Source organism: Dyella sp. OK004 (assembly GCF_900114495.1).
GTDB lineage: Bacteria > Pseudomonadota > Gammaproteobacteria > Xanthomonadales > Rhodanobacteraceae > Dyella_D.
This window is the reverse complement of sequence record NZ_FOZI01000001.1, coordinates 143,469-170,026: the sequence shown is the minus strand read 5'-3', so window position 1 is coordinate 170,026 and position 26,558 is coordinate 143,469. Positions and strand designations below refer to the sequence as shown.

Annotated in this window: 26 protein-coding genes; 21 read left to right on the top strand and 5 right to left on the bottom strand. The window is 64.1% G+C overall.

The window, feature by feature from the left end:
• The first annotated feature begins 119 nt into the window (after window positions 1-119).
• From BM338_RS00870 to BM338_RS00855, 4 genes are read left to right on the top strand one after another with little or no spacing between them, the layout of a single operon-like run.
• Window positions 120-377 (top strand): YfhL family 4Fe-4S dicluster ferredoxin, encoded by a 258-nt coding sequence (locus tag BM338_RS00870; RefSeq protein WP_090448901.1) that lies wholly within the window; start codon window positions 120-122, stop codon window positions 375-377.
• A complete protein-coding gene (gene ggt, locus BM338_RS00865) occupies window positions 374-2,113 on the top strand; it encodes a gamma-glutamyltransferase (protein ID WP_090448900.1) in 1,740 nt (579 codons plus the stop codon). The genes BM338_RS00870 and ggt overlap by 4 nt, the downstream gene beginning before the upstream one ends.
• A gap of 11 nt (window positions 2,114-2,124) precedes the next feature.
• Window positions 2,125-2,979: an MBL fold metallo-hydrolase gene (locus BM338_RS00860; protein ID WP_090448899.1), complete on the top strand. Its 855-nt coding sequence runs from the start codon at window positions 2,125-2,127 to the stop codon at window positions 2,977-2,979.
• Window positions 2,976-4,004, top strand: coding sequence for a TMEM43 family protein (locus BM338_RS00855; RefSeq protein WP_090448898.1), 1,029 nt, complete (start codon window positions 2,976-2,978; stop codon window positions 4,002-4,004). The genes BM338_RS00860 and BM338_RS00855 overlap by 4 nt, the downstream gene beginning before the upstream one ends.
• Window positions 4,005-4,463: 459 nt before the next feature.
• Here BM338_RS00855 and BM338_RS00850 read toward each other — a convergent pair whose 3' ends face one another.
• From BM338_RS00850 to BM338_RS00830, 5 genes are all read right to left on the bottom strand, one after another.
• Window positions 4,464-5,729, bottom strand: coding sequence for an EAL and HDOD domain-containing protein (locus tag BM338_RS00850; RefSeq protein WP_255367148.1), 1,266 nt, complete (start codon window positions 5,727-5,729; stop codon window positions 4,464-4,466).
• A gap of 220 nt (window positions 5,730-5,949) precedes the next feature.
• Window positions 5,950-6,393: a flagella synthesis protein FlgN gene (gene flgN / locus BM338_RS00845; RefSeq protein WP_090448897.1), complete on the bottom strand. Its 444-nt coding sequence runs from the start codon at window positions 6,391-6,393 to the stop codon at window positions 5,950-5,952.
• A complete protein-coding gene (gene flgM / locus BM338_RS00840; RefSeq protein WP_090448896.1) occupies window positions 6,390-6,701 on the bottom strand; it encodes a flagellar biosynthesis anti-sigma factor FlgM in 312 nt (103 codons plus the stop codon). The genes flgN and flgM overlap by 4 nt, the downstream gene beginning before the upstream one ends.
• A gap of 88 nt (window positions 6,702-6,789) precedes the next feature.
• Window positions 6,790-7,479: a flagellar basal body P-ring formation chaperone FlgA gene (gene flgA, locus BM338_RS00835; protein ID WP_255367147.1), complete on the bottom strand. Its 690-nt coding sequence runs from the start codon at window positions 7,477-7,479 to the stop codon at window positions 6,790-6,792.
• The gene (locus BM338_RS00830) at window positions 7,476-8,786 is read right to left on the bottom strand and encodes a methyl-accepting chemotaxis protein (protein ID WP_090448894.1); all 1,311 of its coding nucleotides are present in this window, start codon (window positions 8,784-8,786) and stop codon (window positions 7,476-7,478) included. The genes flgA and BM338_RS00830 overlap by 4 nt, the downstream gene beginning before the upstream one ends.
• Window positions 8,787-9,719: 933 nt before the next feature.
• Between BM338_RS00830 and flgB the strand changes: the two genes are divergently transcribed.
• From flgB to BM338_RS00745, 17 genes are all read left to right on the top strand, one after another.
• Window positions 9,720-10,121 carry a flagellar basal body rod protein FlgB gene (gene flgB, locus BM338_RS00825; RefSeq protein WP_090448893.1) on the top strand — a complete coding sequence of 134 codons (402 nt, stop codon included), beginning with the start codon at window positions 9,720-9,722 and terminating at the stop codon, window positions 10,119-10,121.
• Window positions 10,121-10,540: a flagellar basal body rod protein FlgC gene (gene flgC, locus BM338_RS00820; protein WP_090448892.1), complete on the top strand. Its 420-nt coding sequence runs from the start codon at window positions 10,121-10,123 to the stop codon at window positions 10,538-10,540. Before flgB ends, flgC begins: the two co-directional genes overlap by 1 nt.
• A gap of 9 nt (window positions 10,541-10,549) precedes the next feature.
• Window positions 10,550-11,203 carry a flagellar hook assembly protein FlgD gene (locus tag BM338_RS00815; protein WP_090448891.1) on the top strand — a complete coding sequence of 218 codons (654 nt, stop codon included), beginning with the start codon at window positions 10,550-10,552 and terminating at the stop codon, window positions 11,201-11,203.
• A 26-nt stretch (window positions 11,204-11,229) separates the two neighbouring features.
• On the top strand, window positions 11,230-12,450 hold the full coding sequence (gene flgE, locus BM338_RS00810) for a flagellar hook protein FlgE (RefSeq protein ID WP_090448890.1): 1,221 nt from the start codon (window positions 11,230-11,232) through the stop codon (window positions 12,448-12,450).
• A gap of 22 nt (window positions 12,451-12,472) precedes the next feature.
• Window positions 12,473-13,213, top strand: coding sequence for a flagellar basal-body rod protein FlgF (gene flgF, locus BM338_RS00805; protein WP_090448889.1), 741 nt, complete (start codon window positions 12,473-12,475; stop codon window positions 13,211-13,213).
• 53 nt (window positions 13,214-13,266) lie between these two features.
• Window positions 13,267-14,052 carry a flagellar basal-body rod protein FlgG gene (gene flgG / locus BM338_RS00800; RefSeq protein WP_090448888.1) on the top strand — a complete coding sequence of 262 codons (786 nt, stop codon included), beginning with the start codon at window positions 13,267-13,269 and terminating at the stop codon, window positions 14,050-14,052.
• Window positions 14,049-14,747, top strand: coding sequence for a flagellar basal body L-ring protein FlgH (gene flgH / locus BM338_RS00795; RefSeq protein ID WP_218156280.1), 699 nt, complete (start codon window positions 14,049-14,051; stop codon window positions 14,745-14,747). Before flgG ends, flgH begins: the two co-directional genes overlap by 4 nt.
• Window positions 14,748-15,145: 398 nt before the next feature.
• On the top strand, window positions 15,146-16,264 hold the full coding sequence (locus BM338_RS00790; RefSeq protein WP_090448887.1) for a flagellar basal body P-ring protein FlgI: 1,119 nt from the start codon (window positions 15,146-15,148) through the stop codon (window positions 16,262-16,264).
• 1 nt (window position 16,265) lies between these two features.
• Window positions 16,266-17,216: a flagellar assembly peptidoglycan hydrolase FlgJ gene (gene flgJ / locus BM338_RS00785; RefSeq protein ID WP_090448886.1), complete on the top strand. Its 951-nt coding sequence runs from the start codon at window positions 16,266-16,268 to the stop codon at window positions 17,214-17,216.
• Between the two features lie 48 nt (window positions 17,217-17,264).
• Window positions 17,265-19,142 carry a flagellar hook-associated protein FlgK gene (flgK, locus tag BM338_RS00780; RefSeq protein WP_090448885.1) on the top strand — a complete coding sequence of 626 codons (1,878 nt, stop codon included), beginning with the start codon at window positions 17,265-17,267 and terminating at the stop codon, window positions 19,140-19,142.
• A gap of 11 nt (window positions 19,143-19,153) precedes the next feature.
• Window positions 19,154-20,344, top strand: coding sequence for a flagellar hook-associated protein FlgL (flgL, locus tag BM338_RS00775; RefSeq protein WP_090448884.1), 1,191 nt, complete (start codon window positions 19,154-19,156; stop codon window positions 20,342-20,344).
• Window positions 20,345-20,618: 274 nt separating this feature from the next.
• On the top strand, window positions 20,619-21,755 hold the full coding sequence (locus tag BM338_RS00770; RefSeq protein WP_090448883.1) for a flagellin: 1,137 nt from the start codon (window positions 20,619-20,621) through the stop codon (window positions 21,753-21,755).
• A gap of 60 nt (window positions 21,756-21,815) precedes the next feature.
• Window positions 21,816-23,207: a flagellar filament capping protein FliD gene (gene fliD / locus BM338_RS00765; protein ID WP_090448882.1), complete on the top strand. Its 1,392-nt coding sequence runs from the start codon at window positions 21,816-21,818 to the stop codon at window positions 23,205-23,207.
• Between the two features lie 15 nt (window positions 23,208-23,222).
• A complete protein-coding gene (gene fliS / locus BM338_RS00760) occupies window positions 23,223-23,639 on the top strand; it encodes a flagellar export chaperone FliS (RefSeq protein ID WP_090448881.1) in 417 nt (138 codons plus the stop codon).
• On the top strand, window positions 23,636-23,920 hold the full coding sequence (gene fliT, locus BM338_RS00755) for a flagellar protein FliT (RefSeq protein WP_090448880.1): 285 nt from the start codon (window positions 23,636-23,638) through the stop codon (window positions 23,918-23,920). Before fliS ends, fliT begins: the two co-directional genes overlap by 4 nt.
• A 144-nt stretch (window positions 23,921-24,064) precedes the next feature.
• Window positions 24,065-24,622 carry a PilZ domain-containing protein gene (locus BM338_RS00750; RefSeq protein WP_090448879.1) on the top strand — a complete coding sequence of 186 codons (558 nt, stop codon included), beginning with the start codon at window positions 24,065-24,067 and terminating at the stop codon, window positions 24,620-24,622.
• 362 nt (window positions 24,623-24,984) lie between these two features.
• Window positions 24,985-26,442: a sigma-54 dependent transcriptional regulator gene (locus tag BM338_RS00745; protein WP_090448878.1), complete on the top strand. Its 1,458-nt coding sequence runs from the start codon at window positions 24,985-24,987 to the stop codon at window positions 26,440-26,442.
• Window positions 26,443-26,558: the final 116 nt, after the last annotated feature.

Here is a 26,558-nt window from a genome sequence, read left to right as displayed (position 1 = left end):
GTGGGCGACCATGGTTGCATGGCGGTCGCCCACAGGGTGGGCTCCTACAAACCATGTTTCCCGATACTCGTGCCTTCTTGTGCGCCGCAGCATCCGGCGCTACCGTGTAAACTCGTCTGATGTCTCTGAAAATCCTCGACACCTGCGTCAACTGCGACGTTTGCGAACCGGTTTGTCCGAACAAGGCCATCTCGCTCGGCGAGGAGTACTACGTGATCGACCCGGCGTTGTGCACGGAGTGCATTGGGCATCATGACGATCCGCAGTGCATCGAGGTGTGTCCGGTCGAATGCATCATCGTCGACCCCGAACACACCGAGACGCACGATCAACTCGAACTCAAATACCGCCAGTTGATGAAAGAGGGGCAGGCATGAGGTTTCCGTTGAAGCGGCCGGCATTGAACTTCCGCGTTCTCTTGCTCGGCCTGCTGCTGACCAGCAGCGCTGTCTACGCCGACAATCCCCGCACCACCCAAACCGCTGCGCACAAGGGTCCAACCGCCCTGCGCGGGCCGGGTCGTGCCGCGATCGCCAGCGCCAATTTCCACGCCACCGAGGCCGGCCTCGAAGTGCTCGCGAAGGGCGGTAACGCTTTCGACGCCGCCGTGGCGGTCGCTTCCACCCTGTCGGTGGTCGAGCCGGAAAGCTCCGGCATCGGCGGCGGCTTCATGGCGGTGATCCATCGTGCCTGGGACGGCAAGAACTTCTTCATCGACGCGCGCGAAACCGCGCCAGCGGCGGTGAACGTCAAGGACTACCTCAACAAGGACGGCACGCCCAATCGCGACACCGCCCTCAACGGTCCACTCTCGGCCGGCATCCCCGGCGAGCCGGCGGGTCTGGTGTGGTTGTCCAAGCACTACGGCAAGCTACCGCTGAAGGATGCGCTGGCGCCGGCGGTCCGTACCGCCCGCGACGGCTTCGAGCCGGATAGCCGTCTGATCAACGCCATCACCGAACGCCAGAAAGACATCAACCGCTGGCCGGCCTCCGCTGCCAAATTCCTGTCGGGCGGCAATCCGCCGGCAGCAGGTGCGACCTGGCGCGATCCGGATCAGGCGCGCACGCTGGAACTGCTCGGCGAAAAAGGTCTCGACGGTTTCTATCGCGGGGAAATCGCGCAGAAGCTGGTCTCGTCCGTACGCGCCGCAGGCGGCAACTGGACCGCGAAAGACCTGGAAAGCTACCAGGTGAAAGAGCGCGAGCCGATCACGGTGAACTACCGCGGCTACCGCATCGTCACCGCGCCGCCGCCGTCCTCCGGTGGTGTAGCCGTGGCGGAGATCCTCAACATCCTCTCCGGTTTCGACCTGAGCAAGATGGACACCGCGCACCGCATGCATCTCGTCGTCGAAGCCATGCGTCGCGCCTTCCGCGATCACAACGACTACCTCGGTGATCCCGACTTCGTGAAGATGCCGCTGGACATGCTGTTGTCGCCTTACTACGCCGACGGCCTGCGCCAGACCATCCTGATGGACAAGGCCACGCCATCGTCGATGCTGCCATCCAGCGCCGGCGCCGAACCCGGCATGCACACCACGCATTTCTCCATCATCGACGGCGAAGGCAACATCGCCTCGATCACGCTGACGGTGAATTACACACTGGGCTCTGCCTTCGTGGCGCAAGGCACTGGCGTGTTGCTCAACGACGAAATGGACGACTTCGCGCTGGTGCCGAACAAGCCCAACGTCTACGGCCTGCTTGGCAGCAAAGCCAACGCGCCGGAGCCGGGCAAGCGCATGCTGTCGTCAATGACGCCGAGCATCGTGTTCGGCGCCGACCGCATCGGCGTGATCGGCTCGCCCGGCGGCTCCACCATCATCACCCAGGTGCTGGAAGGCATCATGGCCTTTATCGATGGCAAGAACGCCCTGGGCATCGCTGGCCAGAAACGCTTCCATCATCAGTTCATGCCTGATCGCGTGGACATGGAAGACGGCGTGTTTGATAAAGCCACCGCCGACGAACTCACCCGCATGGGTCACACCTTGAGACAGCGTGAGCCGTGGGGCTATATGAATGTGGTGACCTGGGACCTGAAGAGCGGCGCCCTGGACGCGGCCAGCGATCCGCGCCGTCCGTCGGGTCTGGGCAAAGTGCAATAAAGAGGTCCGGCATGCAGCTGTGGTCGATCACCGGTAACTCCCAGCAACTCGACGGTGGCGCGATGTTCGGCAATGCGCCGAAAGCGCTGTGGTCGCGTTGGATCGCACCGGACGCGCAGAACCGCATCCCGCTCGCCTGCCGCTGCCTATTGGTGAAGGATCTGGACGGCCGTAATGTGCTGTTCGAAACCGGCATCGGCGCCTTCTTCGAACCCACGCTGCGCGAACGCTATGGCGTGGTGGAAGACCGCCACGTACTGCTCGACTCGCTCGCCGCGGCCGGCGTCTCGCATGAAGACATCGACGTGGTGGTGCTATCGCATCTGCACTTCGATCATGCCGGCGGTTTGCTTGCCGCATGGCAGGAAGGCCAGCCGCCGCGCCTGCTGTTTCCCAAGGCCACCTATGTGGTCGGTGCCGAGCATTGGCGTCGTGCCGAACATCCGCACCCGCGCGACCGTGCTTCCTTCATTCCCGAGTTGCAACAGCTGCTGCTGGATAGTGGGCGGCTGGAGCTGGTCGAAGGCGAGCATTCGAAATCGCTTGGCGACGCGGTGCGCTTCAGCTATTCGGACGGCCATACGCCCGGCTTGATGCTGGCCGAAGTCGGCGGTGTGGTGTTTTGCGCCGACCTGATTCCCGGCCGCTTCTGGGTGCATCTGCCGATCACAATGGGTTACGACCGTTGGCCGGAAAAGCTGATCGACGAGAAGCGCGTCTTCCTCGACGACAAGCTGACCCGCGACGTGCGCCTGTTCTTCACCCACGACCACGACTGCGCGATGGCCCGCGTCACCCGCGACGAGCGCGGCCGCTATGGCACCGCCGACGAACAGCGTGAACTCGCCGGACTGGTGCACGCATGAACATGAATCTGCGTCAGCTCGCTTTCGGCGTTGCCGGCTCGTTGCTGTTGCTGGCCGGCATCGGCTTGGTCGCCACGACCGAGCAGGGCGTCATCCAGCATCGCGTCGCTGCGGAAAGGCATGGCGGCCAGGTGCTGGACCTCGATCCAGGCAGTTCGCCGCAGGCCGGGCAGCACGGTTACATGTTGCGCGTGAGCAGTCCCGTCGATGTGGTTGAGGAACCCTTCGATGCCGACTTCAATCTGCGCGTAAAAACGCCGGTGCTGATCCGCCATGTGGAGATGTTCCAGTGGCGCGAAGTGCGTGTTGGCGACGACGTGCATTACGAGCAGGACTGGGTGGATCGCCCGGTCGACGCCAGCCGTTTCGCACGCCCCGCCGGCCACGCCAATCCCGGTCCGTTCCCGATCCAGGGCAAGCAGTTCGACGCCGGTCTCGCCAAGGTCGGCGGTTTTGCGCTGTCGCCCGTGCTGATGCATGCGTTGCCCGGTGGCGAGCTGATCGAGCCACAGATCAAGACGCTGCCATCCAACCTTGCCGCCAGCTTCTCGCCGCACGGCAACTACCTGACCACCAGCGCCAGTCCCGAGCATCCGCGTCTGGGCGATCTGCGCGTGAGCTGGGAGGCATTGCCGGTGCAGCAGGTCACGGTGTTCGCGCGTCTGGATGGCCAGCAGCTGGTGCCGGCGAGCGACGCTGCGGATGGCAAGGGTTATGACGTGCAGGTGGGTGATCGCCGTCTGGTCGATGTGCTGCCGGATGTGCCTGAGCCTCCGATGCTTGCGACGCCAAGGCGCGTACTGGCGGTGTTGCTGGCGGTGATGGGCGCGTTGTTGCTGTTGCGGGATCGTATGGCGGGGCGGCGTGTTGCGCTGATTGCGCTTGGTGCCGGGTTGTTGCTTATCGGTGCGGTGGGTGGGGGGATGTGGGTGGGGGAGGATTTGCAGGTTGCTGCGTTTTGGTTTGTGTTCGCGGTATTGGGACTTGCGCTTGTTGTGTGGCGGTTGCACGCGCGCGCTGACTGATTTCTTTCTCTCCCTTCGGGAGAGGGCTGGGGTGAAGGTTCGGCTCTTCCCTTGTGACACCGTCTCTACTTCGTCATTCCGGCGAAGGCCGGAATCCAGTGGCGTTATCGCCTGGTTGTCGCGACTGCGTGCCCTGGTTCGCCTGCCGCGGGCTTCCGAACCGCTGCCGCGGCTCGGGTCACTTTCTCTTTGCTGGCCCAAAGAGAAAGTAACCAAAGAGAAATGGCCTGAGAGCAGGCGGTGTGCTTCGTAGCTGCGCCTTCTCCAGTGTCAGGCGTCCGGATGGTTCTCTTCGCCCTGATCGTCCAATCCTTACCGCTGCACCGTGCTCTTGCTCCCTCCCCTGCTTGCAGGGGAGGGTTGGGGAGGGGTGTGGGTGCTCGGGATCGCGCTTCTACAGCGGCATTGAATGCGTGCAAAGCCAAGACAGTACGTGCCAGTCGCACTGCCATCCCGACTTCAATGCGGCCGCTGCTCCGCAAACGAATGCACATGGTCAGCCCAGCGAATCGCTTCCAGATACGCCGTCGCCATGCGTCGAATATGTTGCGGTTGTGTCTCGCCGCCGCGCAGTTCGCCGGCTTCCCAGCGCTGCACTTGTTCGAGCATGGGGGCGAAGGGGCCTTGTTGTTCGAGCAGGGCGCCGCGGATTTCGGGGGCGAGGGGGAGGTGTTGGAGCAGTAGCTCCATCGGTGCGCACATCAGGCTTTCGAGCAGGGAGAAGAGGCCGGTGGTGAAGGCCATTTCGCGTTGCTCGCGTGGAAGTTGCTGAGCGAGCTGTTCGCACATGTGGGCGCGGATCAGGGCAGCGCGCAAAAGTTCGGGCGGGCGGTCGTCCATGCCGCTGAGGGCCATGGTGCTGATCCAGTTGCGCATGCGGGTGAGGCCGAAAAAGATCGCGGCCTGTTCCACCGACTTTAGTTGGCGCGGCAAGGCAAAGTAGGCCGAGTTTACGCAGCCGAGCAATTTGTAGCTGAGGATCACGTCGTTGCGGATGATCTGACCGAGTTCCACCGGGCCGGTGCCGTCTTCTTCCAGCGCGCGCAGCAGGCGCAGCACGCTGATGCGGTTGGCGGTGAGTACGGGGACGTCGACTTTCTCGGGGCGCAGCAGATAGGCGCCTTGCACCGCGGCAAACGGCAGAGACATGCAGTGGCCGCAGGTTTCGTGATCGTTGACGTGGCCGGCGATCACATGCAGGCCGCGCGCGTGCAGGGTCTCGCAACGCTCGCGCAGTGCATCGGGTTTGAGCCGGCTGGCATCCAGGCGCACATAGCGCACCAGGTCCAGCACGCGCAGCACTTCGTTGCTTTCCAGCGTGCCGACATCGTCAAGATCGAGCAGCAGGGCGCAGCCGCGCGCGGAGATCTGGCGCAGGCGTTCCATCAGCAAGTCGTCGTGGATCGCGTCGGGTTGCACCACCAGGCCGATGCGCGGATGACGCAACACCTGGTCGGCCTGTTCCAGCACCAGATCGCGCGGCAGGCTCAGAAACACGCGGTTGCCGCGCGCCCATTGCGTCACCGAGCCGTCGATGATGATCGACAGCATGCGGTGGGCAAGCGCGGACTCTTCTTCCTCACCGTGCTGCAACAGCAACTCGTAGGCCATCAGCTGGCGGTCGCGGTCCAGCATCGGCACGCGTAGCAGAGGCAGCGGTGCGCTGACGACGGAGGCCGCGGCATTGGCGGCGGCACGGGCGGCTTCAACAGCGGTATCGGTCATGGATACTTCATCGGGCCAGGGAGGGCGTACGAGGTGCCGCTCGAATAGATCACCTGACGCCGCAGAGCGACAGGGCCGGTGTTGCTGCATGGCTTGCCTGTAGGAGCCCACCCTGTGGGCGAAAGCCCTGCATAGCAGGGCCGTTTTTGACCCGTGGCCTTTTAGAGCGCGGCCCTTGCGGGCCGTTTCGCCCACAGGGTGGGCTCCTACAGTGATGTCTTTAAGCTTCTGCCAGCGATTGCTGGCGATGATCGGTATGCAGCGTGCCGGCCGGGCCGTATAGGGTCGACTCGCTGCCGCCGGTCAGCACGGACAAGGCCTGGCGCACCTGACGCAGGCGCTGCCCGACGACCTGTCCGTTGTATTGATTCGCGCGCTGGCAATCGGCCAGCGCCGCGACCACTTCGCTCCAGGCCGCGCCTTGCGCGGGCGCCGGGGCGGCGATGGCGCGCAGCAGTTGCACGCGCTCGCCATCGAGTTGTTCCAGCCGTTCCATCTGCGCCTGTTTGGCCGTGCCGGCAAGATGCAGCGCCTCCGCGTCCGCCTGCTCCAGCGCGCTGCGTTCCGCGGCAAGCGCGGCAGCGAGCTGGGTGACGGCTTCGCGCATGTCGCCGATCACGGCGGTCAGGGCGCTTTCCATCTCGGCGTGCAGGCCGTAGTTCATGGCTTGCCGCTGATCTGGCCTTCGAGCGAGAGCAGGCCATCGGCGATACGGCCGGCGTCGATCTTGTAGCTGCCGTTGGCCAGCGCCTGGCGCACCTGCTCGACGCGCTTGGTGTCGATGCCGGAATCCGCGCCAGTCTTGGCTGCTTCGTGCAGGGCGCGCGCAGAATCGGTGAGCTTGATGCTGTCATCCGCCGCGGCTGCCGGAGCAGCTTCGGTAGTGCCCGTGGCCGGCTGTGCCGCCGTGCCCTGATTGCCCTTGGGCTGCGGCAGTACCGGCAATCCGTTCGAGGTGATGGTGGTGTTCATAAGTGGATGTCCCAGTGGGTTTTTGGCCCCTCAGCCAGCTTATCGGCGACGGGTGGCGAAACTTTAGAAGAAGATGATGAGGCATCCGTCAGGGCAGCGCCTCCACCACCCCCGCGTCGCGCACTGTGGCGTCGATGGTGCGGCCGGAGCTGTCGTTGCGCACGCGCAGGCGGGCGCCGGTATCGCCGCCGCCCAGGGCCACGCCGCTGGCGCGCACCTCGATGCCGTCCAGCCGCGCGATCAGCTGAACCCGGTCGCCGGCGCGCACGGCCTGCCGGCCGCCCAGTGCGCCGGGGGTCAGCACACTGCCGGCGCCCAGCGGGCGCGACAGCAGGCGGCCAGATACCTGGTCAAGCTGATCGATATACCCATAACCGAGTCGCGTGATGTCGCGCTCCTCCGCATGCACGTCCGTGGCGGTCACGCCATCGCCGCGCTGCAATGGGCGGGTCGTGACCAGCACGTTGCGAAATAACTGCAGGCGCACCGGTATCTGCATGCGCGAGCCGGTCGATGGGCAGCGCAGTTCCACACTTAATCGCGGCGCGGGGCGTGCGTTATCGGGCAGGCTGACCTGCCAGGGTTGCGGGCAGGCCGGCGGCTGCACGCGTTCGCTCAAAGCGTCGGCCTGCACCACTACGCGATTGCCGGCCTGCTCGAAATGCTGGCGCAGCCAGCTCTCCGCGGTGTGGCGGAGCAGGTCGGTGGATTCGGCATGCGCGGTAGCGGCCGCGAACAGCGGCAGCATCCACAGCCGGATCAGCCAGCCTCGCCTCACGCCTCGGCCTGTGCCAGCAACTGACCGAGCTGGTGATGGATCGCCTCGCGCTCGCGCTCCACCCGGTCGGGCAGCTGCGCGGCCTGTTCCAGCTGACCTTCGCTAAGCAGTCGCACAAAGGTGTCGGTGTGATCGCCCAATCGCTTGCCGGCCTCCAACAAGGTCGCTACCGCGGGATGCGCGGCATGTTGTTCGCCGAGATGAGCGAGCGCGTGATGAAACGCGCTGGTATCGAACCAGCGGCGGTCGAGCGCGGCCGGTTCATGCAGCGCCAGCTCCATCGCCTGGCGCAGGCCCTGGATGGATTCGCGCAAGCTCAAGCTCAGGCTGGCGGTGGAAGGTGTATCGGCATGATCGAGCCAGCCCAGGCACAGCCGATGCGACAGCACCGCCGCACGGTCCAGCGATTCGGACTGGCGTATCGCCTCGCCACTGCGCCGCTGCAAAGCGCCGAGCATGGCCTGCGCCGCGGTAATGCGCGCACTCTGCGCATCACAACCCTGCTGCACCGCCTTCACGCGCGCGGCGATGCCACGCAGCGCCTCGTCGCCCTGGCCCAGCGTGGCCACGGTGTGATCGATACGGTTCTGCGCGCGCTCCAGACGCTGCACGCCTTGGCGCACATCGCCGTCGAGCTGCTGCGAGAAATCGCCGATCGAGCTGGTCACAGCCTCGATCTCGTCAGTGGCTTGGGTGGTCTTTTCGGCCAGCTGCTTCACTTCGTCCGCGACGATGGAGAAGCCGCGCCCCGCCTCGCCAGCACGCGCCGCTTCAATCGCCGCGTTCAAGGCCACCAGGTTGGTCTGGTGCGCGATGTCCTGCACGGTCGAGGTGAGCTTGCGGATCTGCGCCACCTGTTCCGCCAGCTTGCTCTGGTTGCGGTTCATCGCCGACAGCGCGCTGCGCAGCAGGCGCAGCTGGCCGTCGAGCTCATTCACCGTGTCCGCGCCACGCCGCGTGTGTTCGCACGCCTGCGTCACCTCGCCCGAGGCCTGCTGCAGGGCCGTCGAGATCCCGGCGCCATGCTCCGTCAAGCGACCGACGCTATCGCGGGCCTCGATGGTGGCCTTGTTCAATGCCTCTTGCGCGCGCAACAGCGTTTGCGCAGTGCCCATCATCAGGCTCTGCTGCTCCACTGCCTGCAGCGCGATGGCTGCCGGTTCGCGCGGCGCCAGCTTGGCAAATAGCGGGGCAAGTGCCTGAGCCAGGCGTGGATGTTCCCGCGAAAGACGCGCGACCTGATCGGCATCGCCGTCGGCGGCGGCTTGCGCCAGCGCGGCGAGGTGTTTGCTTTGGATCAGGGGCATGGGGGTGGCGGTCCTTTTTTTGTTTGGGTCCCGGGGGTGATCGTCGGGATGCTGCGAAACTTGAGGAAGCAAGGCGCATGCCAGCTATTTTTTTCCTCTCCTTAGCGGAGTGCTTTAGCTCCCTCTCCCCTCCGGGGAGAGGGTTGGGGTGAGGGGCGGGTGCTCGGCACACCGCTCCCTACTTCGTCATTCCGGCGAAGGCCGGAATCCAGTGGCGTTGTCGCTCGGTTGTCGCGTTATCGCGACCTGGCCGCTTATGCAGCGGGCATTCCGCCTCGCTGCCGCGAGCCGGGTCACTTTCTCTTTGCTGGCCCAAAGAGAAAGTAACCAAAGAGAAATGGCCTGAAGAGCAGGCGGTGTGCTCTGTAGCTACGCCTTTTCCAGTGTCAGACGTCTGGAGGACTTCTCTTCTTGCGCTCTCTCCTCTGGATCTGATTAGCGTCGAGTTAGAGCCACGCGTGCTTTTCTCCTCCCCCTGCTCGCAGGGGGAGGCCGGGAGGGGGTAAGCCCTTGTGAAAACCTCTCCCGATACGCTTTCTCAAGTACTCACCCCTCCCCAACCCTCCCCTGCGAGCAGGGGAGGGGGCAAGAGCAAACCCCGACGTCTGACACTGGAAGATGCGTAGCTACAAAGCACGCCGCGCTCTTTAGACCATTTCTCTTTGGTTACTTTCTCTTTGGGTCGGCAAAGAGAAAGTGACTCGGGCGCCGGCAGGCGTCCGAAATGCCCGCTGCATAAGCGGCCAGGTCGCGACAGCCCAACGATTGACGCAGATCTGATTTCCGCGCGTCGGAATTCCGTCTCCTGTAGTGACAACGCGCTCCGCCGACGCTTCAGCGAACCCCGCAAACCCAGTCACTACAACGCTTCGCACCCCACTGGCATGCAATTTGCCACATCGCACCTGCGGCCCTTGCCGTGTGGAGTTTGCGATGAGTCAGATCAACGACAACTTGTTTGGTATGCACACGCAGGCGCTTGGCCTTTGGCAGAAGCGGGCGGAGGTGTTGGCCAGCAATCTGGCGAATGCGGATACGCCGGGGTATCTCGCGCGCGATGTGGATTTCCGCAAGGCGCTGGCGGATGCAAGCGGTGCAAGCGAGAAGTTGGCGATGACGGCGACGGCACCGGGGCATGTCGATGCGTCGACGCAGGCAGCGGACCAGTTGGCGTATCGGGTGCCGCTGCAGCCGACGATGGATGGCAACACGGTGGATACGCAGGTGGAGCAGTCGAGCTTTGCCGCGAACAGCGTGCACTACCAGGCCAGCCTTTCTTTCATTACCGCGCAGATCCGCATGTTGCGTACGGCGATCACCGGAGGGCAGGGCTGATGTCGTTGTTCAAGATTTTCGATGTGGCCGGGTCGGGCATGGCGGCGCAGTCGCTGCGGCTCAACACGGTCGCCAGCAATCTCGCCAACGCGGACAGCGTGGCCGGTTCGGCGGATGCGGCGTATCGCGCGAAGGAGCCGTTGTTCGCCTCGGTGCAGCGCGGTCTCGCGGCGAAGGGCGAGGAAGGCACCCAGGGCGTGCAGGTACTCGGTGTCACCGAGAGCCAGGCGGCGGTGGACAGTCGCTACGAACCGGGCAATCCGCTCGCCGACGGCGATGGCTATGTGTACGCCAGCAACGTCAATCCGGTGGATGAGCTGGTCAACATGATTTCTGCTTCGCGTTCGTATCAGAACAACGTCGAAGTAATGAACAGCACGCGCCAGCTGATGCAGAAGACGCTGGATCTGGGCAAGTAAGGAATCGCCATGGCCGACATATCGATCAACAACACCGGCTCCGCTGCGTCGCAGGCGACGCAGAAGAGCAAGAGCAATTCATTGAGTCAGGCGGATTTTCTCAGCCTGCTGATCCAGCAGATGCGCAATCAGGATCCGACCCAGCCGATGGACTCATCGCAGATGGTCAGCCAGCTCGCGCAGATCAGTCAGGTCTCGGCGACGCAGGCGCTGCAGACCTCGTTCAACAGTCTGAGCACGGCGATGCAGGGCAATCAGCTGTTGCAGGCGAGCAACCTGGTGGGGCGCGAGGTCACGGTGCCATCGAGCGCGGCCAAGCTGGAAAACAGCGCCGGGCTGGATGGTGCGATCAATGTGGCCGACGCGGGTCAGACCGCATCGGTGCAGATCGTCGACAGCGCCGGCAAGGTGGTGCGCACCATCGGTCTTGGCACGCCGGACGTGGGCCTGGCGGATTTCCATTGGGACGGTCTGGGCGACGACGGCCAGCCGTTGCCGCTGGGTACGTATGGCCTGAAGGCGCAGGTAGGCACCACCGCGGTGCAGACCTATGTCACCGGCAAGGTCGGCAGCGTGGGCATGGCGGGCACCGATCAAGGCGCCTATCTGCAAGTGAACGGTTTTGGTGGCGTCCTGCTCGCACAGGTCGCGCGCGTCAACTAAGCGTCTCGTAGAGACAGGGGAACACCATGGCATTCAACATCGCATTGAGCGGCCTCAAGGCGGCTTCTTCGGATCTCGAAGTCACCGCCAACAACATCGCCAATACTTCCACCACCGGCTTCAAGGGTTCGCGCGCCGAGTTCGCGGAGCTGTACAGCGTGGCCGGCAAGAACCTCAGCGCCACCCAGATAGGTAGCGGCGTGCGCCTCACCAACGTGGCGCAGCAGTTCACCGCCGGCAATATCGAGAACACCAACAACAGCCTCGACTTCGCCATCAGCGGCGACGGCTTTTTCACGCTGAAGGATGGCAAGGGTTTGTCGTACACCCGCGCCGGTGCATTCCGCCAGGACGCCAACGGCTATGTGGTGAACAGCGCCGGGCAGAACCTGCAGGTGTTTCCGCCGAACGCCTCGGGCGGTTTCGACAACAGCACGCTGGCCGACCTGCGCCTGATCACCTCGCAGAACGCGGCCAAGGCCACCAACAACGTGCAGCTCGCGCTGAACCTGCCGTCCAACGCCACGCCGCCGGCCAACGCATTCAGTCCCACTGACGCCACCAGCTTCAACCAGTCCACGCCGTTCACCGCGTACGACTCGCTCGGCGCGACGCACAGCGGCACGGTGTACTTCGTGCGTAACGCGGCAGCCAATACCTGGGACGCGCATCTTTATATCGACGGCAACGACACCGGCGCCGTGCAGCAGTTGAGCTTCAACAGCAGCGGCGCGTTGGCGACACCGGCCGGCGGCAAGCTGACCTTTCCGGCGATCACCGCCAACCCCGGCTCCAACCCGTTGCAGATCAACCTGGACGTGACCAAGGCCACGCAGTTCGGCAACAACTACGCGGTGACCTCGATCAACCAGGACGGTTACCCCACCGGCACGCTGTCCAGCATCGACGTCTCCAGCGACGGCGTCGTGCAGGCCAAGTATTCCAACGGCCAGTCGCAGGCGCTGGGCCAGCTCGCGCTCGCCAACTTCGCCAATCAGCAGGGCATGCGCCAGCTCGACAACACCAACTGGGCCGCGTCGTACGACTCCGGCACGGCGGTGATGGGCACCGGCGGCAACGGCACCTTCGGCAATGTGCAGTCCGGTGCGCTGGAGGCCTCCAACACCTCCGACCTCACCGCGCAGCTGGTGAACATGATCAAGGCGCAACGCAACTACCAGGCGAACGCGCAGGTGATCTCCACCGACGACAAGCTCACCCAGACCATCATCAATATTCGTAATTGACGCTTCCGTACTGAGGTAGCCCATGGACCGCTCGATCTATGTAGCCATGACCGGTGCCACGCAGATGATGCGTGCGCAAACCGAAGTGGCGCACAACCTCGCCAACGCCGACACCGTCGGCTTCAAGGCGCAGATGTCGGCGTTCCAGCCGCTGCAGGTGCAGGGCGCAGGCCTGGCGTCGCGCATCAATGGCGTCGCCCAGGGCACCGGCTGGGATCTGCGCAGCGGTGCACAGGTCGACACCGGGCGTCCGCTCGACGTGGCGGTGCAGGGCAATGGCTGGCTGGCGGTGCAGTCGGCGGATGGCAGCGAGGGCTACACACGCGCCGGCCAGCTGCAGCTCACCGCCGACGGCCTGCTCACCGACGCGCGCGGCAATCCGGTGATGGGCGACGGCGGTCAGCTCACCATTCCGCAGAGTTCGCAAATCAATATTGGCGCCGACGGCACCGTGTCGGTGGTGCCGATGGGGCAGGGGCCGGCCACCTTGTCGGTGGTCGGCAAACTCAAGCTGGTAAATCCGGCGTCGGATCAGCTGCAGCTCGGCAACGACGGCCTGATGCATCTCGATGGCGGCGGCGTTGCGCAGGCGGATGCCGCGGTCACGATCAAGTCCGGCGCACTGGAATCGAGCAACGTGAATCCGTCGCAGACCCTGGTGCAGATGATCCAGCTATCGCGCCAGTACGAGTTGCAGGTGCGTTCGATCCGCACCGCCGACGACAACGCGCAGTCGGCTTCGCGCCTGCTGCAAGTGGGCTGATCCATCCAATCATTGCGGCCTGCGCCAAGCGCATGGCCTAGTGGAGAACACGCATGTTTTCATCCCTGTGGGTTGCCAAGACCGGTCTCGATGCGCAGCAGACGCGTATGGACGTGGTCTCCAACAATCTCGCCAACGCCAACACCACCGGCTTCAAGAGTTCGCGTGCATCGTTCCAGGATCTGATCTACCAGAACGTGCGCCAGCCCGGCGGCCAAACCACCGAACAGACGCAGGCGCCCTCGGGCTTGATGCTCGGCACCGGTGTGCGTGTGGTCGGCAGCGAGAAGCTGTTCACTCAGGGCAATATCCAGCAGACCGGCAACTCGCTCGATCTCGCCCTGCAGGGCCGTGGCTTCCTGCAAGTGACCATGCCCGATGGCACCATCGCCTATACGCGCGACGGTTCGCTGCATCTCGATCAGAACGGCCAGATGGTGACGGCGGCGGGCTATGCGCTTGACCCAGCCATCGTGATTCCGCAGAACGCGCAGAGCGTCACCATCGGCACTGACGGCACGGTCAGCGCGACGCTGCCGGGTCAGGCCGCGCCGCAGCAGATCGGCACCGTGCAGCTGGCCGACTTCATCAACCCCGCCGGCCTGCAGCCGAACGGCGACAACCTGTATCTGGAAACCGCCTCCAGCGGTGCGCCGCAGATCGGTCAGCCCGGCCTCAACGGCCTCGGCACCGTAGCGCAGGGTTCGCTGGAAAGCTCGAACGTCAACGTGGTCGAGCAGATGGTGGACATGATCGAAACGCAGCGTACCTACGAGATGAATTCCAAGGCGATCTCCGCTGCGGATTCGATGCTGCAGTTCCTCACCAACAAGACTTGAGCACCGCCATGTCGATGTCCCTCCGCTTGCGCTTGTCATGCGCCCTGCTGGTCCTGGCGAACCTGGCCGGCTGCGCCGCAATGGTGCCGCAGCGCGACGACGGCGCCTTCGCCGCCACACCGCCGCAGGAGCCGGAATCCGCACCACCGGCCGACGGCGCGATCTATCACGAAGCGCAGGGCATGGAGCTGTTCAACGACCCACGCGCGCATCGCGTAGGCGACATCCTCACCATCGCGCTGGTGGAAAGCACCCAGGCCAGCAAGAAGGCCACCACCAGCACCAGCAAGAAAGACAAGACCGACATCGGCGCACCGACCTTGCTCGGCCAGTCCGTCACCCTCAACGGCAAGCCCGTCACCATCGGTACTAACGGCGATCGCAGCTTCGACGGCAGCGGCAACAGCAGCCAGAGCAACCAGCTCACCGGCCAGATCACCGTCACCGTCGCGCGCCGTCTCTCCAACGGCAATCTGCTGGTGCGCGGCGAGAAGTGGCTGACTATCAACCAGGGGCAGGAGCTGGTGCGTATCTCCGGCATCGTGCGGCCGCAGGATATTGGGCAGGACAACAGTGTGTCGTCGACGCGGGTGGCGGATGCGCGGATTGCGTATACGGGGCGGGGGTCGTTGGCGGATGCGAATACGCAGGGGTGGTTGTCGCGGTTTTTTAGTTCCAAGTGGATGCCGTACTGATGGGCGGGGGTTATGCAACTTTGAGTTGCACTTCTCTCTCCTCTCTTGGGAGAGCGTGCTGGGATGAGGAGCGGGCGCTCGGCTCAACATCCCCTACTTCGTCATCCCTGCGTAGGCAGGGATCCAGTAGTGATGCGCTCCGATTTTCGCGTCTGCGTGCCCTGGCTCGCCCGCCGCGGGCTTCCGAACCGCTGCCGCGGCTCGGGTCACTTTCTCTTTGCTGGCCCAACCCCCCAAGGGGGCCTAGAGAGAAAGTAACCAAAGAGAAATGGCCTGAAAGCAGGCGGCGTGCTTCGGGCCTGCGTCGTTTCCAGTGTCAGGCGTCGGGATGGTTTTCTTTTGAGGCTGATCGTCCGGTTCTGGTTGCCTCTTACAAATTTATGCATCGGGTACGCACTATGCGACTCAACGCTATATCTGTCGTAGCTGTGTTCTTTGCGGCTGCCGGTCTTATCGCTACGCCCGCCCACGCCGACAAAATCCGCGATCTCGCGCAGGTCGCTGGTGTGCGCACGAATCAGCTCATCGGCTACGGCCTGGTGGTTGGTCTCGACGGCAGTGGCGATCAGACGACGCAGGCACCGTTCACTACGCAAAGTTTGGAGAACATGCTCCAACAGTTCGGCATTACGGTGCCAGCGAATGCGCGGCCGCAGTTGAAGAATGCCGCTGCGGTAACCGTGACGGCGGACCTTCCGCCATTCGCCAAGCCGGGGCAGGCGATTGATGTGACGGTGGCGTCGATCGGTAATGCCAAGAGTATCCGTGGCGGGCAGTTGTTGATGACGCCGCTGAAGGGTGCGGATGGCAATGTCTATGCGATGGCGCAGGGTAGTGTGGTGGTGGGCGGTATCAGTGCGCAGGGCAAGAGCGGGTCGAGTGTGCAGGTGAATATCTCGGCCAGCGGACGTGTGCCGAATGGTGCGACGGTGGAACGCAGTGTGCCTTCGTCGTTCGATCGCGGCGGCGACCTGGTGCTTAACCTCAATACGCCGGATTTCACCACGGCTGCGCGCGTTGCCGATGCGGTGAACCGCGCTTATGGCGTGGGCACGGCGCAGGCAGTGGACGGCGGTTCGGTGGCGGTGCGCGGTCCGGTGGATCCGTCGCAGCGGGTGTCGTGGCTGGGTGCGATCCAGGGTCTGGATGTCACGCCGGGCGATGCACCGGCCCGCGTGGTAGTGAATTCGCGCACGGGCACGGTGGTGATCGGGTCGGAGGTGAAGGTCAGCGCGGCCGCGGTGGCGCACGGCTCGATCCAGGTGACGATTACTGAGCAGCCGCAGGTGAGCCAGCCGGCGCCGTTCAGTCGCGGCGGCCAGACAGCGGTGGTGCCGAACAGTACGGTGCAGATCAGCGAGGACGGCGCGCATATGTTCAAGTTCGGTCCGGGCGTGAGCCTGGATGCGATCGTGCGCGCGGTGAATCAGGTGGGTGCGTCGCCAACCGATTTGATTTCGATTCTTCAGGCATTGAAACAGGCCGGCGCGTTACATGCCGAACTGGTGGTGATCTGACATGGCTGTCGGCGATACCTCCGCCACCGGCTCACTGGGTACCTGGACCGAGCTGTCCGGGTTCCAGCAGTTGCGCGCGCAGGCGCAGGGCGACGGTGGCAAGGCGGCGCTGCCGGCGGTGGCGCGCCAGTTCGAGTCGATCTTTACGCAGATGATGCTGAAGTCGATGCGCGACGCGAGTCCGGGCGACGGCATGGGCGATAGCGAGCAGGGCAATGCGTATCGCGATCTGTTCGATCATCAGTTGTCGTTGAGCCTGTCCAACAGCGGGCATGGCATCGGCATTGCGCAGATGCTGATGCGCCAATTGGGCGGGAAGGACAGCAGTGCGGCGGCCGGTGTCGATGCCAGCAGCCCGTCGGCCTGGCGCGACACGCTGGAGCAGCTGTCGCGCAGTGCGGCCAGTGCCGCGAGCAAGGTCAGCCAGTTTGTGCCGGGCAGCGGCGACGCGGTGAGTTTCGTACAGGCGCTGGCGCCACACGCGCAGGCGGCGGCGGAAAAGCTCGGCGTATCCGTGCGTGCGCTGCTGGCTCAGGCCGCGCTGGAAACCGGCTGGGGCAAGCATCTGCCTAGCCACGGCGACGGCAGCACCAGCAACAATCTGTTCGGCATGAAGGCCGGCAGCAGCTGGGATGGCGACAAGGTCAGCGTGCCGACGCTCGAGTACGAGAATGGTGTGGCAGTGCGCAAGCGCGACCAATTTCGTGCCTACCAATCACCCGGCGACTCCTTCCAGGACTACGCCCAGGTGATCGCCAATAACCCGCGCTACTCGTCGGCGCTCGGGCGCGGCGAGGATATCCGCGGTTTCGCGCATGCCCTTGCGCGCGGCGGTTACGCCACCGATCCGGGCTACGCCAAAAAACTGGAATCGATCGCCAACAGTCCGGAAATGAAGCAGGCACTCGCCTCGCTCAAGTCCGTCGATGCACTGCCGTCACAGTTGCCATGACGCGCCCCGCACTGAACATGACCGCCTTCGCTTCAAGGATCGTTTGCCATGGCTGACCTGCTTTCCACTGGTGTCTCCGGCCTGCTCGCCTCGCAGATCGGACTCAGCACCGTCAGCCACAACGTGGCCAACGTCAACACCGACGGCTATAGCCGCCAGCTGGTGCAGTTCAACGCGCGGCCGGCGCAGGGACTGGGCAATTTCTATGTCGGCACCGGCGTCAATACGGCGGCGGTGCAGCGTGCTTATAGCCAGTACCTCAACACGGCTTTGTGGACGGCTGCCTCGGACCAGGGGCGCGCCGCGGCGTATCAGAGCCTCACCGGGCAGTTGAATAACCAGCTTTCCGGCAGCACCAATCTGCAGACCTCTTTGGATGCGTTCTACGGAGCCTTGAACGATGTCTCCAATACGCCGTCCGACGCTTCTTCGCGCGGTGTGTTGCTGGCACGCGCCAATGCGCTGAGCAGCACCTTCCAGTCGTTGTCGGGCCAGTTCAATCAGCTCGGTGCGCAGGTGCAGCGGCAGCTCGGCGATACGGTGGATTCGATCAACAGCGACAGTCAGTCGATCGCCAAGCTCAACGACCAGATCCGCACCGCCTATGCCAGCGGCAAGGGCGAGCCGTCCGATCTTCTCGATCAGCGCGATGCGCTGGTGAAGAAAATATCCAGCGAAGTCGGCGTCACCGTGGTGCCGCAGAACGATCACACCGTCAGCGTGTTCGTCGGCAACGGCCAGGCACTGGTCAATGGCGCGAACGCGTATGCGCTGAGCACGGCACCGAACGCTTACGACCCCAGCAAGCTGGAAGTCGTCGCCAAGGACAGCGGCATGGTGCTCACCGGCCAGATCGGCGGCGGCACGCTCGGTGCCTTGCTCGACTTCCGCAGCAACGTGCTCGATCCCGCGCAGAACCAACTCGGCCGCGCGGCGGTGGCGATGGCGAGCGCCTTCAATGCGCAGCATGCGCAGGGCATGGACCTCAACGGAGCCATGGGCGGCACCTTCTTCAACGTGGGCGCGCCGCAGGTGCTGGGTAACTCGGCCAACCAGGGCGGCGGTACGGTCAATGCCAGCATCACCGACGTGGGTGCGCTGACCACCAAGGACTATGTGATGAAGTACGACGGTAGCGCGTGGAGTCTGCGCGATACCGCCGGCAACAGCGTCGCTATGACCGGCACCGGCACTGCTGCCGATCCGTTTAAGGCAGATGGCATGAGTTTCGTGGTCGGTGGTGCGGCCAGCGCGGGCGACAGCTTCCGCATCCAGCCGACCAGCGCGGCCGCCGCGGGCTTCAGTACCGCGATCACCGATCCGAACAAGATCGCCGCCGCCGCACCGCTGGTCGCCGCGAAGGCATCCGGCAACACCGGCAGCGGCGTGGTCAATGGCATCAGCGTCACCGATCCCGCCAACGCGGGGCTGCTCGGCAGCACCAACATCGTGTTCACCTCGCCGACCACCTACACCATCAACGGCGGCGCGGCGCAGACCTATACGCCGGGCCAGCCGATCAGCGCCAACGGCTGGAGCCTCAACCTCAGCGGCACGCCGGCGGCGAATGACAGCTTCACCGTCAAGGCCAACAGCAACGCGCGCGGCGACAACGGCAACGCACTGGGCCTGGCCAAGGTGGCGAACCTCGGCGTGCTCGACAACGGCAACACCAGCGTCGGCCGCGCCTATGGCCAGCTCACCAGCCAGGTCGGCAGCGCGGGCTCGCTGGCGAAAGACGCGCTAACCACGCAGAACTCGGTGTATCAGCAGGCGCTGCAAACCCAGCAGGGAGTGTCCGGCGTGAACATCGACGAAGAGGCGGCCAGCCTAGTGCGCTATCAACAGGCCTATCAGGCCTCGGCCCAGGTGATTTCTACCGCCAACCAGATTTTCAGCGCGCTGCTCAGCGCGGTGCACGGCTGAGGAGCGTAGCGATGAGAGTTTCTACCAGCTGGATGGCCCAGCAGTCAGTCAACAGCATGATGGACGGGCAGTCGAGCCTTGCCGATCTGCAGAATCGCCTCAACAGTGGCAAGCGCATCAATCAGCCTTCGGACGATCCGGTGGGTGCCGCTCGCGCGCTGGAGCTGAGTCACATGACGGCCGACGTCGCGCAGTATCAGCGCAACATCAGCAGCGCGAACGCGCGCCTTGGCATCGAGGATCAGGCGCTATCCACCTCCACCGATGCGCTGAACCGCGTGCGCACGCTGGTGCTGCAGGGCATTACCGGTTCGCAGACCGACCAGACGCGTGGTGATATCGCCGCCGAGCTGACCCAGATCCGCCAGCAGTTGATGGGGCTGGCCAATGGCAAGGACGGCAATGGCGACTATCTGTTCGCCGGCAACCAGACCGGTGCGCAGCCGTTCTCCATGCAGGGTGGGGCGGTGAACTACCAGGGCGACAACGGTCAGCGCATGGTCGCGGCCGGTCCCGGCATGCAGGTGGCGACGGGTGACCCGGGCAGCGCGGTGTTCATGAACATCCCGACCGGCAACGGCACCTTCCAGGTCTCCGCCGCAGCGGGCAATACCGGTAGCGGCGTGAGCGGCAGCATCAGCGTGACTGATCGCACGCAATGGGATAACGGTACCTACAGCATCAAGTTCACCGCGCCCAATGCGTATGAAGTGCGCGACGCCGGCAACAATGTGGTGAGCACCGGCAGCTATGCCAGCGACGGCAATTCGGTCGTCGCGTTCCGCGGCGTGCAGATCGGTATCACCGGTACGCCGGCGGCGGGCGATAGTTTCAGCGTGGCGCCGTCCGGCCAGCAGGACATCTTCACCACGCTGGGCAACATCATCAGTGCGCTGCAGACCACCGGCGGTGGCACGGCGATGCAGAACACGCTCAACCAGCAGTTCTCCAACCTTGACCAGGCGATGGGCACCATCACGCAGACACGTGCCGCCATCGGCGGCCGCATGAATGCGCTGGACCAGCAGCAGTCGCTCAACGGTGATCTCTCGTTGCAATACCAGAGCTCGCTATCCGATGTGCAGGACCTGGATTACTACGACGCCATCAGCAAATTGAATTTGCAGAACACCGCGTTGCAGGCTGCGCAGATGACGTACACGAAGGTGCAGAGTTCCACGCTGTTTGATTACTTGCGGTAAAGCCTTTCGCTCGTCATCCCGGCGAAAGCCGGGATCCAGCGCCTTGTTAAGGCGTTAAAGGCACTGGATCCCGGCTTTCGCCGGGATGACGAACGGGGAAGCCTTTACTGGATCGTTATGCGCATGACATCACTAAAACATTTAATCAAGGGCATTCAAGTTTCCGCATGAAGGGTCGAAACAGTCACTGAGGCGGCGATGTTCCAGCAGGAATTCCCGCTGACATCCACCGCCGGCCAATGTCGGCTTCGAGATCCGAAACGGAGTAAATCCCATGGTCATGAGCGTCACCACCAACATCAGCTCGCTGAACGCACAGAACAACCTGTCGAAGACGCAGGGCAGTCTGGCTACGGCTATTGCGCGTCTGTCCTCCGGTATGCGCATCAACAGCGCGAAGGACGATGCGGCTGGCCTCGCTATCTCCACCCGCTTCACCACCCAGATCAACGGCCTGAACCAGGCAGTGCGCAACGCCAACGACGGCATCTCGATGGCGCAGACCACCGAATCCGCGCTGGACGAGGTCACCAACAACCTGCAGCGCATCCGCGAACTGGCCGTGCAGTCGGCCACCGGCTCCAACTCCACCACCGACCGCGGTGCGCTGGACAAGGAAGTGCAGCAGCGTCTGGCTGAAGTGACCCGTATCGCCCAGCAGACCAACTTCAACGGCACCAAGGTGCTGGATGGCAGCGCCGGTTCGGTGGCTTTTCAGGTCGGCGCCAATGTCGGCGAGACCATCAGCGTCAACTTCAGCGTCGGCATGAAGACGAACCAGGTCGGCCAGGTTGATACCGCCGCGGTCTCCGCCAGCGGTGCAGCCCCGACCTACCCGCTGACCCTCGCTGCCGACCAGACCGTGAAGATCGGCACCTCCGACATCACGCTGAAGAGCGGCACGGTGTTCAACACCGCCAGTGACGTGACGAATGCGTTGAACGCCGGCTTCAAGGATCAGGGCGTGGATGCGCAGGCCTCCGCCGACGCCACTGGCAAGATCTCCATCCAAGCCTTCGGTGCCGACGTGGACGCTTCTGGTGCCACGGCTCTCGGCTTCGCCGCGACTGACAAGGCCACCCATGCTCTCGACGCCAAGCACCTGTCGGACGCTTCGGTCACCTCGGTGGCTGGCGCCAACGATGCTATCCGCCGCGTCGACTCCGCCCTGCAGGCGGTGAGCGACCTGCGTTCGAACCTGGGTGCTGTGCAGAACCGCTTCCAGTCCACCATCTCCAACCTGCAGACCATTTCGCAGAACCTCGACTCGTCGCGCAGCCAGATCCAGGACGCCGACTTCGCCGCGGAGACCGCGAACATGTCCAAGGCGAACATCCTGCAGCAGGCCGGCGTGTCGGTACTGGCCCAGGCCAACTCCAGCCAGCAGAGCGTGCTCAAGCTCCTGCAGTAACTCCCCGCGAACGGCCGCGCCTAGTGCGCGGCCGTTCCTTTACCAAGGATTCTTTTGACCATGGCGATCACCACTTCCTCGACATCTTCCACAGGCGGCCCGCTCACCGCGGCTGGCGTCGGATCGGGATTGGACGTGAACGGCCTGGTCAGCCAGCTGGTGGCGGCCAAGAAGAAACCGCTGCAGTCCCAGATCGATACCCAGACCACCACGGCCAAGTCGCAGATTTCCGCGCTGGGCCAGGTCAGTTCGGCGCTCTCCGCGCTGCAGACGGCGCTTTCCAGCCTGAGCGATGGCTCCGCATTCGCTACCCGTCGGGCCGCAACCAGCGATGCCAGCGTATTCAGCGTCAGCACCACCTCGGCGGCGGTCAACGGCACCTACAATCTCAATGTCACTCAGCTCGCGACGGCGCAGAAGCTGTCCTCCGGCGCTTTCGCCAGCAGCACCAGCACGGTCGGCACCGGCACGCTCACCATCTCGGTGGGCAGCAAGCAGATGCAGCTGAATCTGGACAGCACTGATTCCTCGCTCGCGGGTATCCGCGATGCGATCAACAAATCCAGCAGCAACCCAGGTGTTACGGCGACCATTGTCACCGGCACCGATGGCGCGCACCTGGTACTCAGCAGCAACGCCACCGGTGTTGCCAACGCGTTCAAAGTCACCAGCAGCGGTGGCGATGGTGGCCTGGCCGCGCTCAACTACGATCCTGCGTCCACCACCAATGGCCTGAAGGTGACCACCGCCGCGCAGGATGCCAAGTTCACCATCGACGGTATGGCTGCGAGCAGTCCCACCAATTCGGTCAACAATGCTATTGACGGCATCACGCTGAATCTGTGGAAGCAGGGCAGCGCCACGCTGACGGTGAACAGCGATACCTCCACCGCCAATGCGGCGGTGACCGGCCTGGTGACGGCCTATAACAATTTCGTCAGCACCTATCAGGCCCTGACCAAGTACGACAGCAGCGGTGCCAGCACCGGTCCGCTGATTGGCGATGCGACCCTTAATAGCATCAAGGGCACACTGTCCTCGATCATGAGTGGGCCGGGCGGTAACGGCGCGATGCTGAGCTCGGTCGGCATCACTTTGCAGGTCGACGGAACGCTGAAGCTCGACAGCGGCCAGCTCACCAGCTCGCTCAGCGACGGCGGCAGTCAGTTGAATGCGATTTTCGCCGGCACCAGCGGCATGGCGACCAAGCTCACCAGCCCGCTCAACGATTGGATCGGCAGCACCGGCATTCTTTCCACGCGTACCAACAACCTCAACCAGCAGTTGAAGGACCTCGGTGTGCGGCAGGATGCGCTGAACAGCGACATGAGCGATCTCACCACGCGCTACACCAAACAGTTCACCGCGCTGGACACCATGCTCACCAAGCTCAACAGCACCAGCAGTTACCTGACGCAGCAGTTCGACGCGCTGAACAACAGCAAGAAGTAAGCGAGGGAATACGCAATGGCATTCGGATACGGCGCTGGCGCGTACCAGCAGGTGCGGTCGCACGGTTCAGTGGAAACAGCCGATGCGCATGGCCTGATCACCATGCTGATGGACGGCGCCATCGAGCGCCTGGTCAAGGCGCGCGGCCACATGGTGCGCGGCGAAGTGGCCGCCAAGGGCGAGCTGATCTCCCGCTGCATCGATATCATCGGCGAGCTCCAGGGCAGCCTCGACCCCAAGGTCGAGACCCCGCTGGTGCCCCAGCTCAACGCACTCTACGACTACATGGGCCGCCGCCTGCTGCACGCTAGCCTGCATAACGACCCCCGTGTGCTCGACGAAGTCACCGGCCTGCTACAGCAACTGCGCAACAGCTGGGCCATGATCCCGCTCGATGCGCGCCGGCCGCAGCCGGCGCAGGACGCTACATGACCGCGACGCCGCTCGAACGCGCTGTCTCGCTCAGCCAGTCCATGCTGGAAACGGCCGCTAGGGCGGACTGGGACGATTTCGCACAGCTGGAGCAGCAACGCGAGGATCTGCTGGCACAAGCCTTCCAGTCCGGCGAACGCGACGAAGCCACGCTGCGCACCCTGATCGACTGCAATCGCGAGTTGTGCGAGGAAGTAGCGCGCGCACGCGATAAAGTGGCGCTGGAGTGGCAACAGGCGAAGGGGCGGTCACAGGCGATCGCGGCTTACTCGCATAACTGAGTCGTTCGCAAGAGCAACCCCCTCCCAACCTCCCCCTGCGAGCAGGGGGAGGAGAATGGTTACTCCCTCCTCTGCGTGCAGCAGGGGAGGGTTGGGGTGGGGTCAAGCCCCACAAGAAATGCGAGGTCGGGGGCGGCAACACATATGAACATCAACGTTTGGGACGAATTCCAACAACTGCTGGCCTGCGAAGGCGACTGGCTGGCCGAGGCCGAGCCGCTGGTGCTGCCGCTGGACGAGCGCACCGCCACCGGCTATGCCGAGCGCAACCTCTCCGCGCTGACCATGATGGCGGTGTTGGAAGAGCGCCGCGCCGAGCCCCCCGACGACGACAGCCCGCTGATGCAGGAAGTGGCGCGAATGGACGCCAAGCTCACCGCGCTGATCCACATCATCAACCACGTGCTGGTACCAGACGCGCTGGTACGGCCGCGCCACGCCCTGCGTTTCAACGCCATGGGCGCCGTGCTGCCGCCCGCGCTGGCGGTGGCCGGTGACGCTTTATTGCTGCGCCTCCGTTTTGACGCCTGCCCCAGCCTGCCGCTGGAATTGCCGGCGCGCGTACAGCGCCGTTTTGATGACGGCAGCCAGTTCGTTTTATTCGAAACCATCGCCGACGCCCTGCGCGAAGGGCTGGAACGTATGGTTTTTCGTCAACACCGACGCAGAGTGGCAGTCACCCGTCAGGGGCACACTTCGTAGGCGTGATTGGCGTCGTTTTTCGAATGTGACCGTCCTCACAAAACGGGACGCCAGTTCGTTTGGTTTTTGACGCAGCCGACAGTTGTCCTGTGCACTGGCACAGATCTGGCGCTCGTCAGCTCTGGTTCATTTAACCCCCGTCGCTCAAGAGCTTGCGGCAGCCTGTCGACGTCGAATGCACGCTTTTCGTCGACGCGAGGGGACGGAAAACCGACCCTGCCCCCCGGTACTGTCGTTTCGTCGACACCTCATTGGCCTCGATCTTGCGTTACGCCACACGACGTCAGCGACGAAGCGTTGACGCGATACGCGAGAGTGACCCGGTAGGGAAATCCGGGCACACGCCATAGCAGGGGGTTGTTGTGCATAACGAAGTCCAAGACATCGACGTACTGGTCATCGAAGCGGATGCCGTCCGGGCGGAAACCGTCAAATCGGCACTGCAGTTTCTGGGTTATCGGCCGCATCAGGACGGGCACGTGGCGCCCGCCGACAGCGGCAAGCGTGACTGGTGCGCGGTCTATATCGGTGACGTGGTGGACCTCGACGATTTCCAGCGTCAGCTCGACACGCTAGGCGAGCAAGCCTTGCATCTGCCGCTGCTGGTCGCGGCTGACTCGCCGCTCGCCGCGCAGTTGCCCGGCGCGCTGCCCGGTTCGCGTTCGCGCCCGGTGGAGTTAATCAGTTTTCCGCTGCGCTACGAGCCGTTGATGGATGCGCTGCGCCGCTTCGCCGCGCCGTCGCGTGCGGCTGCCAGCAAGAGCGCTGCCGGACCGTCCGCGCTGCATCGCCTCGTGGGCGCTTCCGCGGCGCTGGGTCGGGTGAATGCCCTGATCCGTCAGGTCGCGCCGTTCGATTCCAACGTGCTGGTGCTCGGCGAATCCGGCACCGGCAAGGAAATGGTGGCGCGCGCCATCCATGAAAATTCGCAGCGTCGCGACAAACCGTTTATCGCGATCAACTGCGGCGCGATTCCCGCCGAGTTGCTGGAAAGCGAACTGTTCGGCCACGAGAAAGGCGCCTTCACCGGCGCGATCAGCTCGCGCAAAGGCCGCTTCGAACTGGCCGAAGGCGGCACGCTGTTCCTCGACGAAATCGGCGACATGAGCCTGCCGATGCAGGTCAAGCTGCTGCGTGTGCTGCAAGAGCGCGTGTTCGAGCGCGTCGGCGGCAACCGCACCCAGCGCTGCGACGTGCGCATCATCGCTGCCACGCATCGCAATCTGGAACAGGCCATCGCCGATGGCGGCTTCCGCGAAGACCTGTACTACCGACTCAGCGTGTTCCCGCTGGAGATGCCGCCGCTGCGCGAGCACCTCGAAGACATGCCCGAGCTGATCGGCGAATTCAACCAGCGCCTGTTGCGCCGCGGCTTGAGCGGCGTGCGTTTCAGCGCCAGCGCGATGAACGCACTGCGTAGCCACACGTGGCCGGGCAATGTGCGCGAGCTGTGCAACTTGGTCGAGCGCATGGCGATTCTCTATCCCTCCTGCGAAGTGCGCGCCAGCGATCTGCCGGAAAAATATCGCGGCATTCCTGCCGGCGAAGAAGTGACGGGTGCGGCGCTGCTCGCCTTGATGGAAGGGCGTTCGCCGGTGGTTGCGCCGGCGATGGCGAGCGAAGCTACTGCGATCTTGCCGGAGGGTGGGTTGGATCTTAAGGATCACCTTTCGGATATCGAGGTGGGGTTGATCCGTCAGGCGCTCGACGCGACCGGTGGTGTGGTGGCGCATGCGGCGAAGTTGCTGCGGATGCAGCGGACGACGTTGGTGGAGAAGTTGCGGAAGTATGGGTTGCAGACGGGGTTGCAGGTGCCCTGACGTTTTTCTCCCTCTCCCCTTCGGGGAGAGGGTTGGGGTGAGGGGCGGGTGCTCGGCACACCGCTCCCTACTTCGTCATTCCGGCGAAGGCCGGAATCCAGTGGCGTTGTCGCTCG

Coding starts and splice junctions, on each gene's coding strand:
- BM338_RS00870 (WP_090448901.1), top strand. CDS start 120: ATGTCTCTGAAAATCCTCGACACCTGCGTCAACTGCGACGTTTGCGAA.
- ggt (WP_090448900.1), top strand. CDS start 374: ATGAGGTTTCCGTTGAAGCGGCCGGCATTGAACTTCCGCGTTCTCTTG.
- BM338_RS00860 (WP_090448899.1), top strand. CDS start 2,125: ATGCAGCTGTGGTCGATCACCGGTAACTCCCAGCAACTCGACGGTGGC.
- BM338_RS00855 (WP_090448898.1), top strand. CDS start 2,976: ATGAACATGAATCTGCGTCAGCTCGCTTTCGGCGTTGCCGGCTCGTTG.
- BM338_RS00850 (WP_255367148.1), bottom strand. CDS start 5,729: ATGACCGATACCGCTGTTGAAGCCGCCCGTGCCGCCGCCAATGCCGCG.
- flgN (WP_090448897.1), bottom strand. CDS start 6,393: ATGAACTACGGCCTGCACGCCGAGATGGAAAGCGCCCTGACCGCCGTG.
- flgM (WP_090448896.1), bottom strand. CDS start 6,701: ATGAACACCACCATCACCTCGAACGGATTGCCGGTACTGCCGCAGCCC.
- BM338_RS00830 (WP_090448894.1), bottom strand. CDS start 8,786: ATGCCCCTGATCCAAAGCAAACACCTCGCCGCGCTGGCGCAAGCCGCC.
- flgB (WP_090448893.1), top strand. CDS start 9,720: ATGAGTCAGATCAACGACAACTTGTTTGGTATGCACACGCAGGCGCTT.
- flgC (WP_090448892.1), top strand. CDS start 10,121: ATGTCGTTGTTCAAGATTTTCGATGTGGCCGGGTCGGGCATGGCGGCG.
- BM338_RS00815 (WP_090448891.1), top strand. CDS start 10,550: ATGGCCGACATATCGATCAACAACACCGGCTCCGCTGCGTCGCAGGCG.
- flgE (WP_090448890.1), top strand. CDS start 11,230: ATGGCATTCAACATCGCATTGAGCGGCCTCAAGGCGGCTTCTTCGGAT.
- flgF (WP_090448889.1), top strand. CDS start 12,473: ATGGACCGCTCGATCTATGTAGCCATGACCGGTGCCACGCAGATGATG.
- flgG (WP_090448888.1), top strand. CDS start 13,267: ATGTTTTCATCCCTGTGGGTTGCCAAGACCGGTCTCGATGCGCAGCAG.
- BM338_RS00790 (WP_090448887.1), top strand. CDS start 15,146: ATGCGACTCAACGCTATATCTGTCGTAGCTGTGTTCTTTGCGGCTGCC.
- flgJ (WP_090448886.1), top strand. CDS start 16,266: ATGGCTGTCGGCGATACCTCCGCCACCGGCTCACTGGGTACCTGGACC.
- flgK (WP_090448885.1), top strand. CDS start 17,265: ATGGCTGACCTGCTTTCCACTGGTGTCTCCGGCCTGCTCGCCTCGCAG.
- flgL (WP_090448884.1), top strand. CDS start 19,154: ATGAGAGTTTCTACCAGCTGGATGGCCCAGCAGTCAGTCAACAGCATG.
- BM338_RS00770 (WP_090448883.1), top strand. CDS start 20,619: ATGGTCATGAGCGTCACCACCAACATCAGCTCGCTGAACGCACAGAAC.
- fliD (WP_090448882.1), top strand. CDS start 21,816: ATGGCGATCACCACTTCCTCGACATCTTCCACAGGCGGCCCGCTCACC.
- fliS (WP_090448881.1), top strand. CDS start 23,223: ATGGCATTCGGATACGGCGCTGGCGCGTACCAGCAGGTGCGGTCGCAC.
- fliT (WP_090448880.1), top strand. CDS start 23,636: ATGACCGCGACGCCGCTCGAACGCGCTGTCTCGCTCAGCCAGTCCATG.
- BM338_RS00750 (WP_090448879.1), top strand. CDS start 24,065: ATGAACATCAACGTTTGGGACGAATTCCAACAACTGCTGGCCTGCGAA.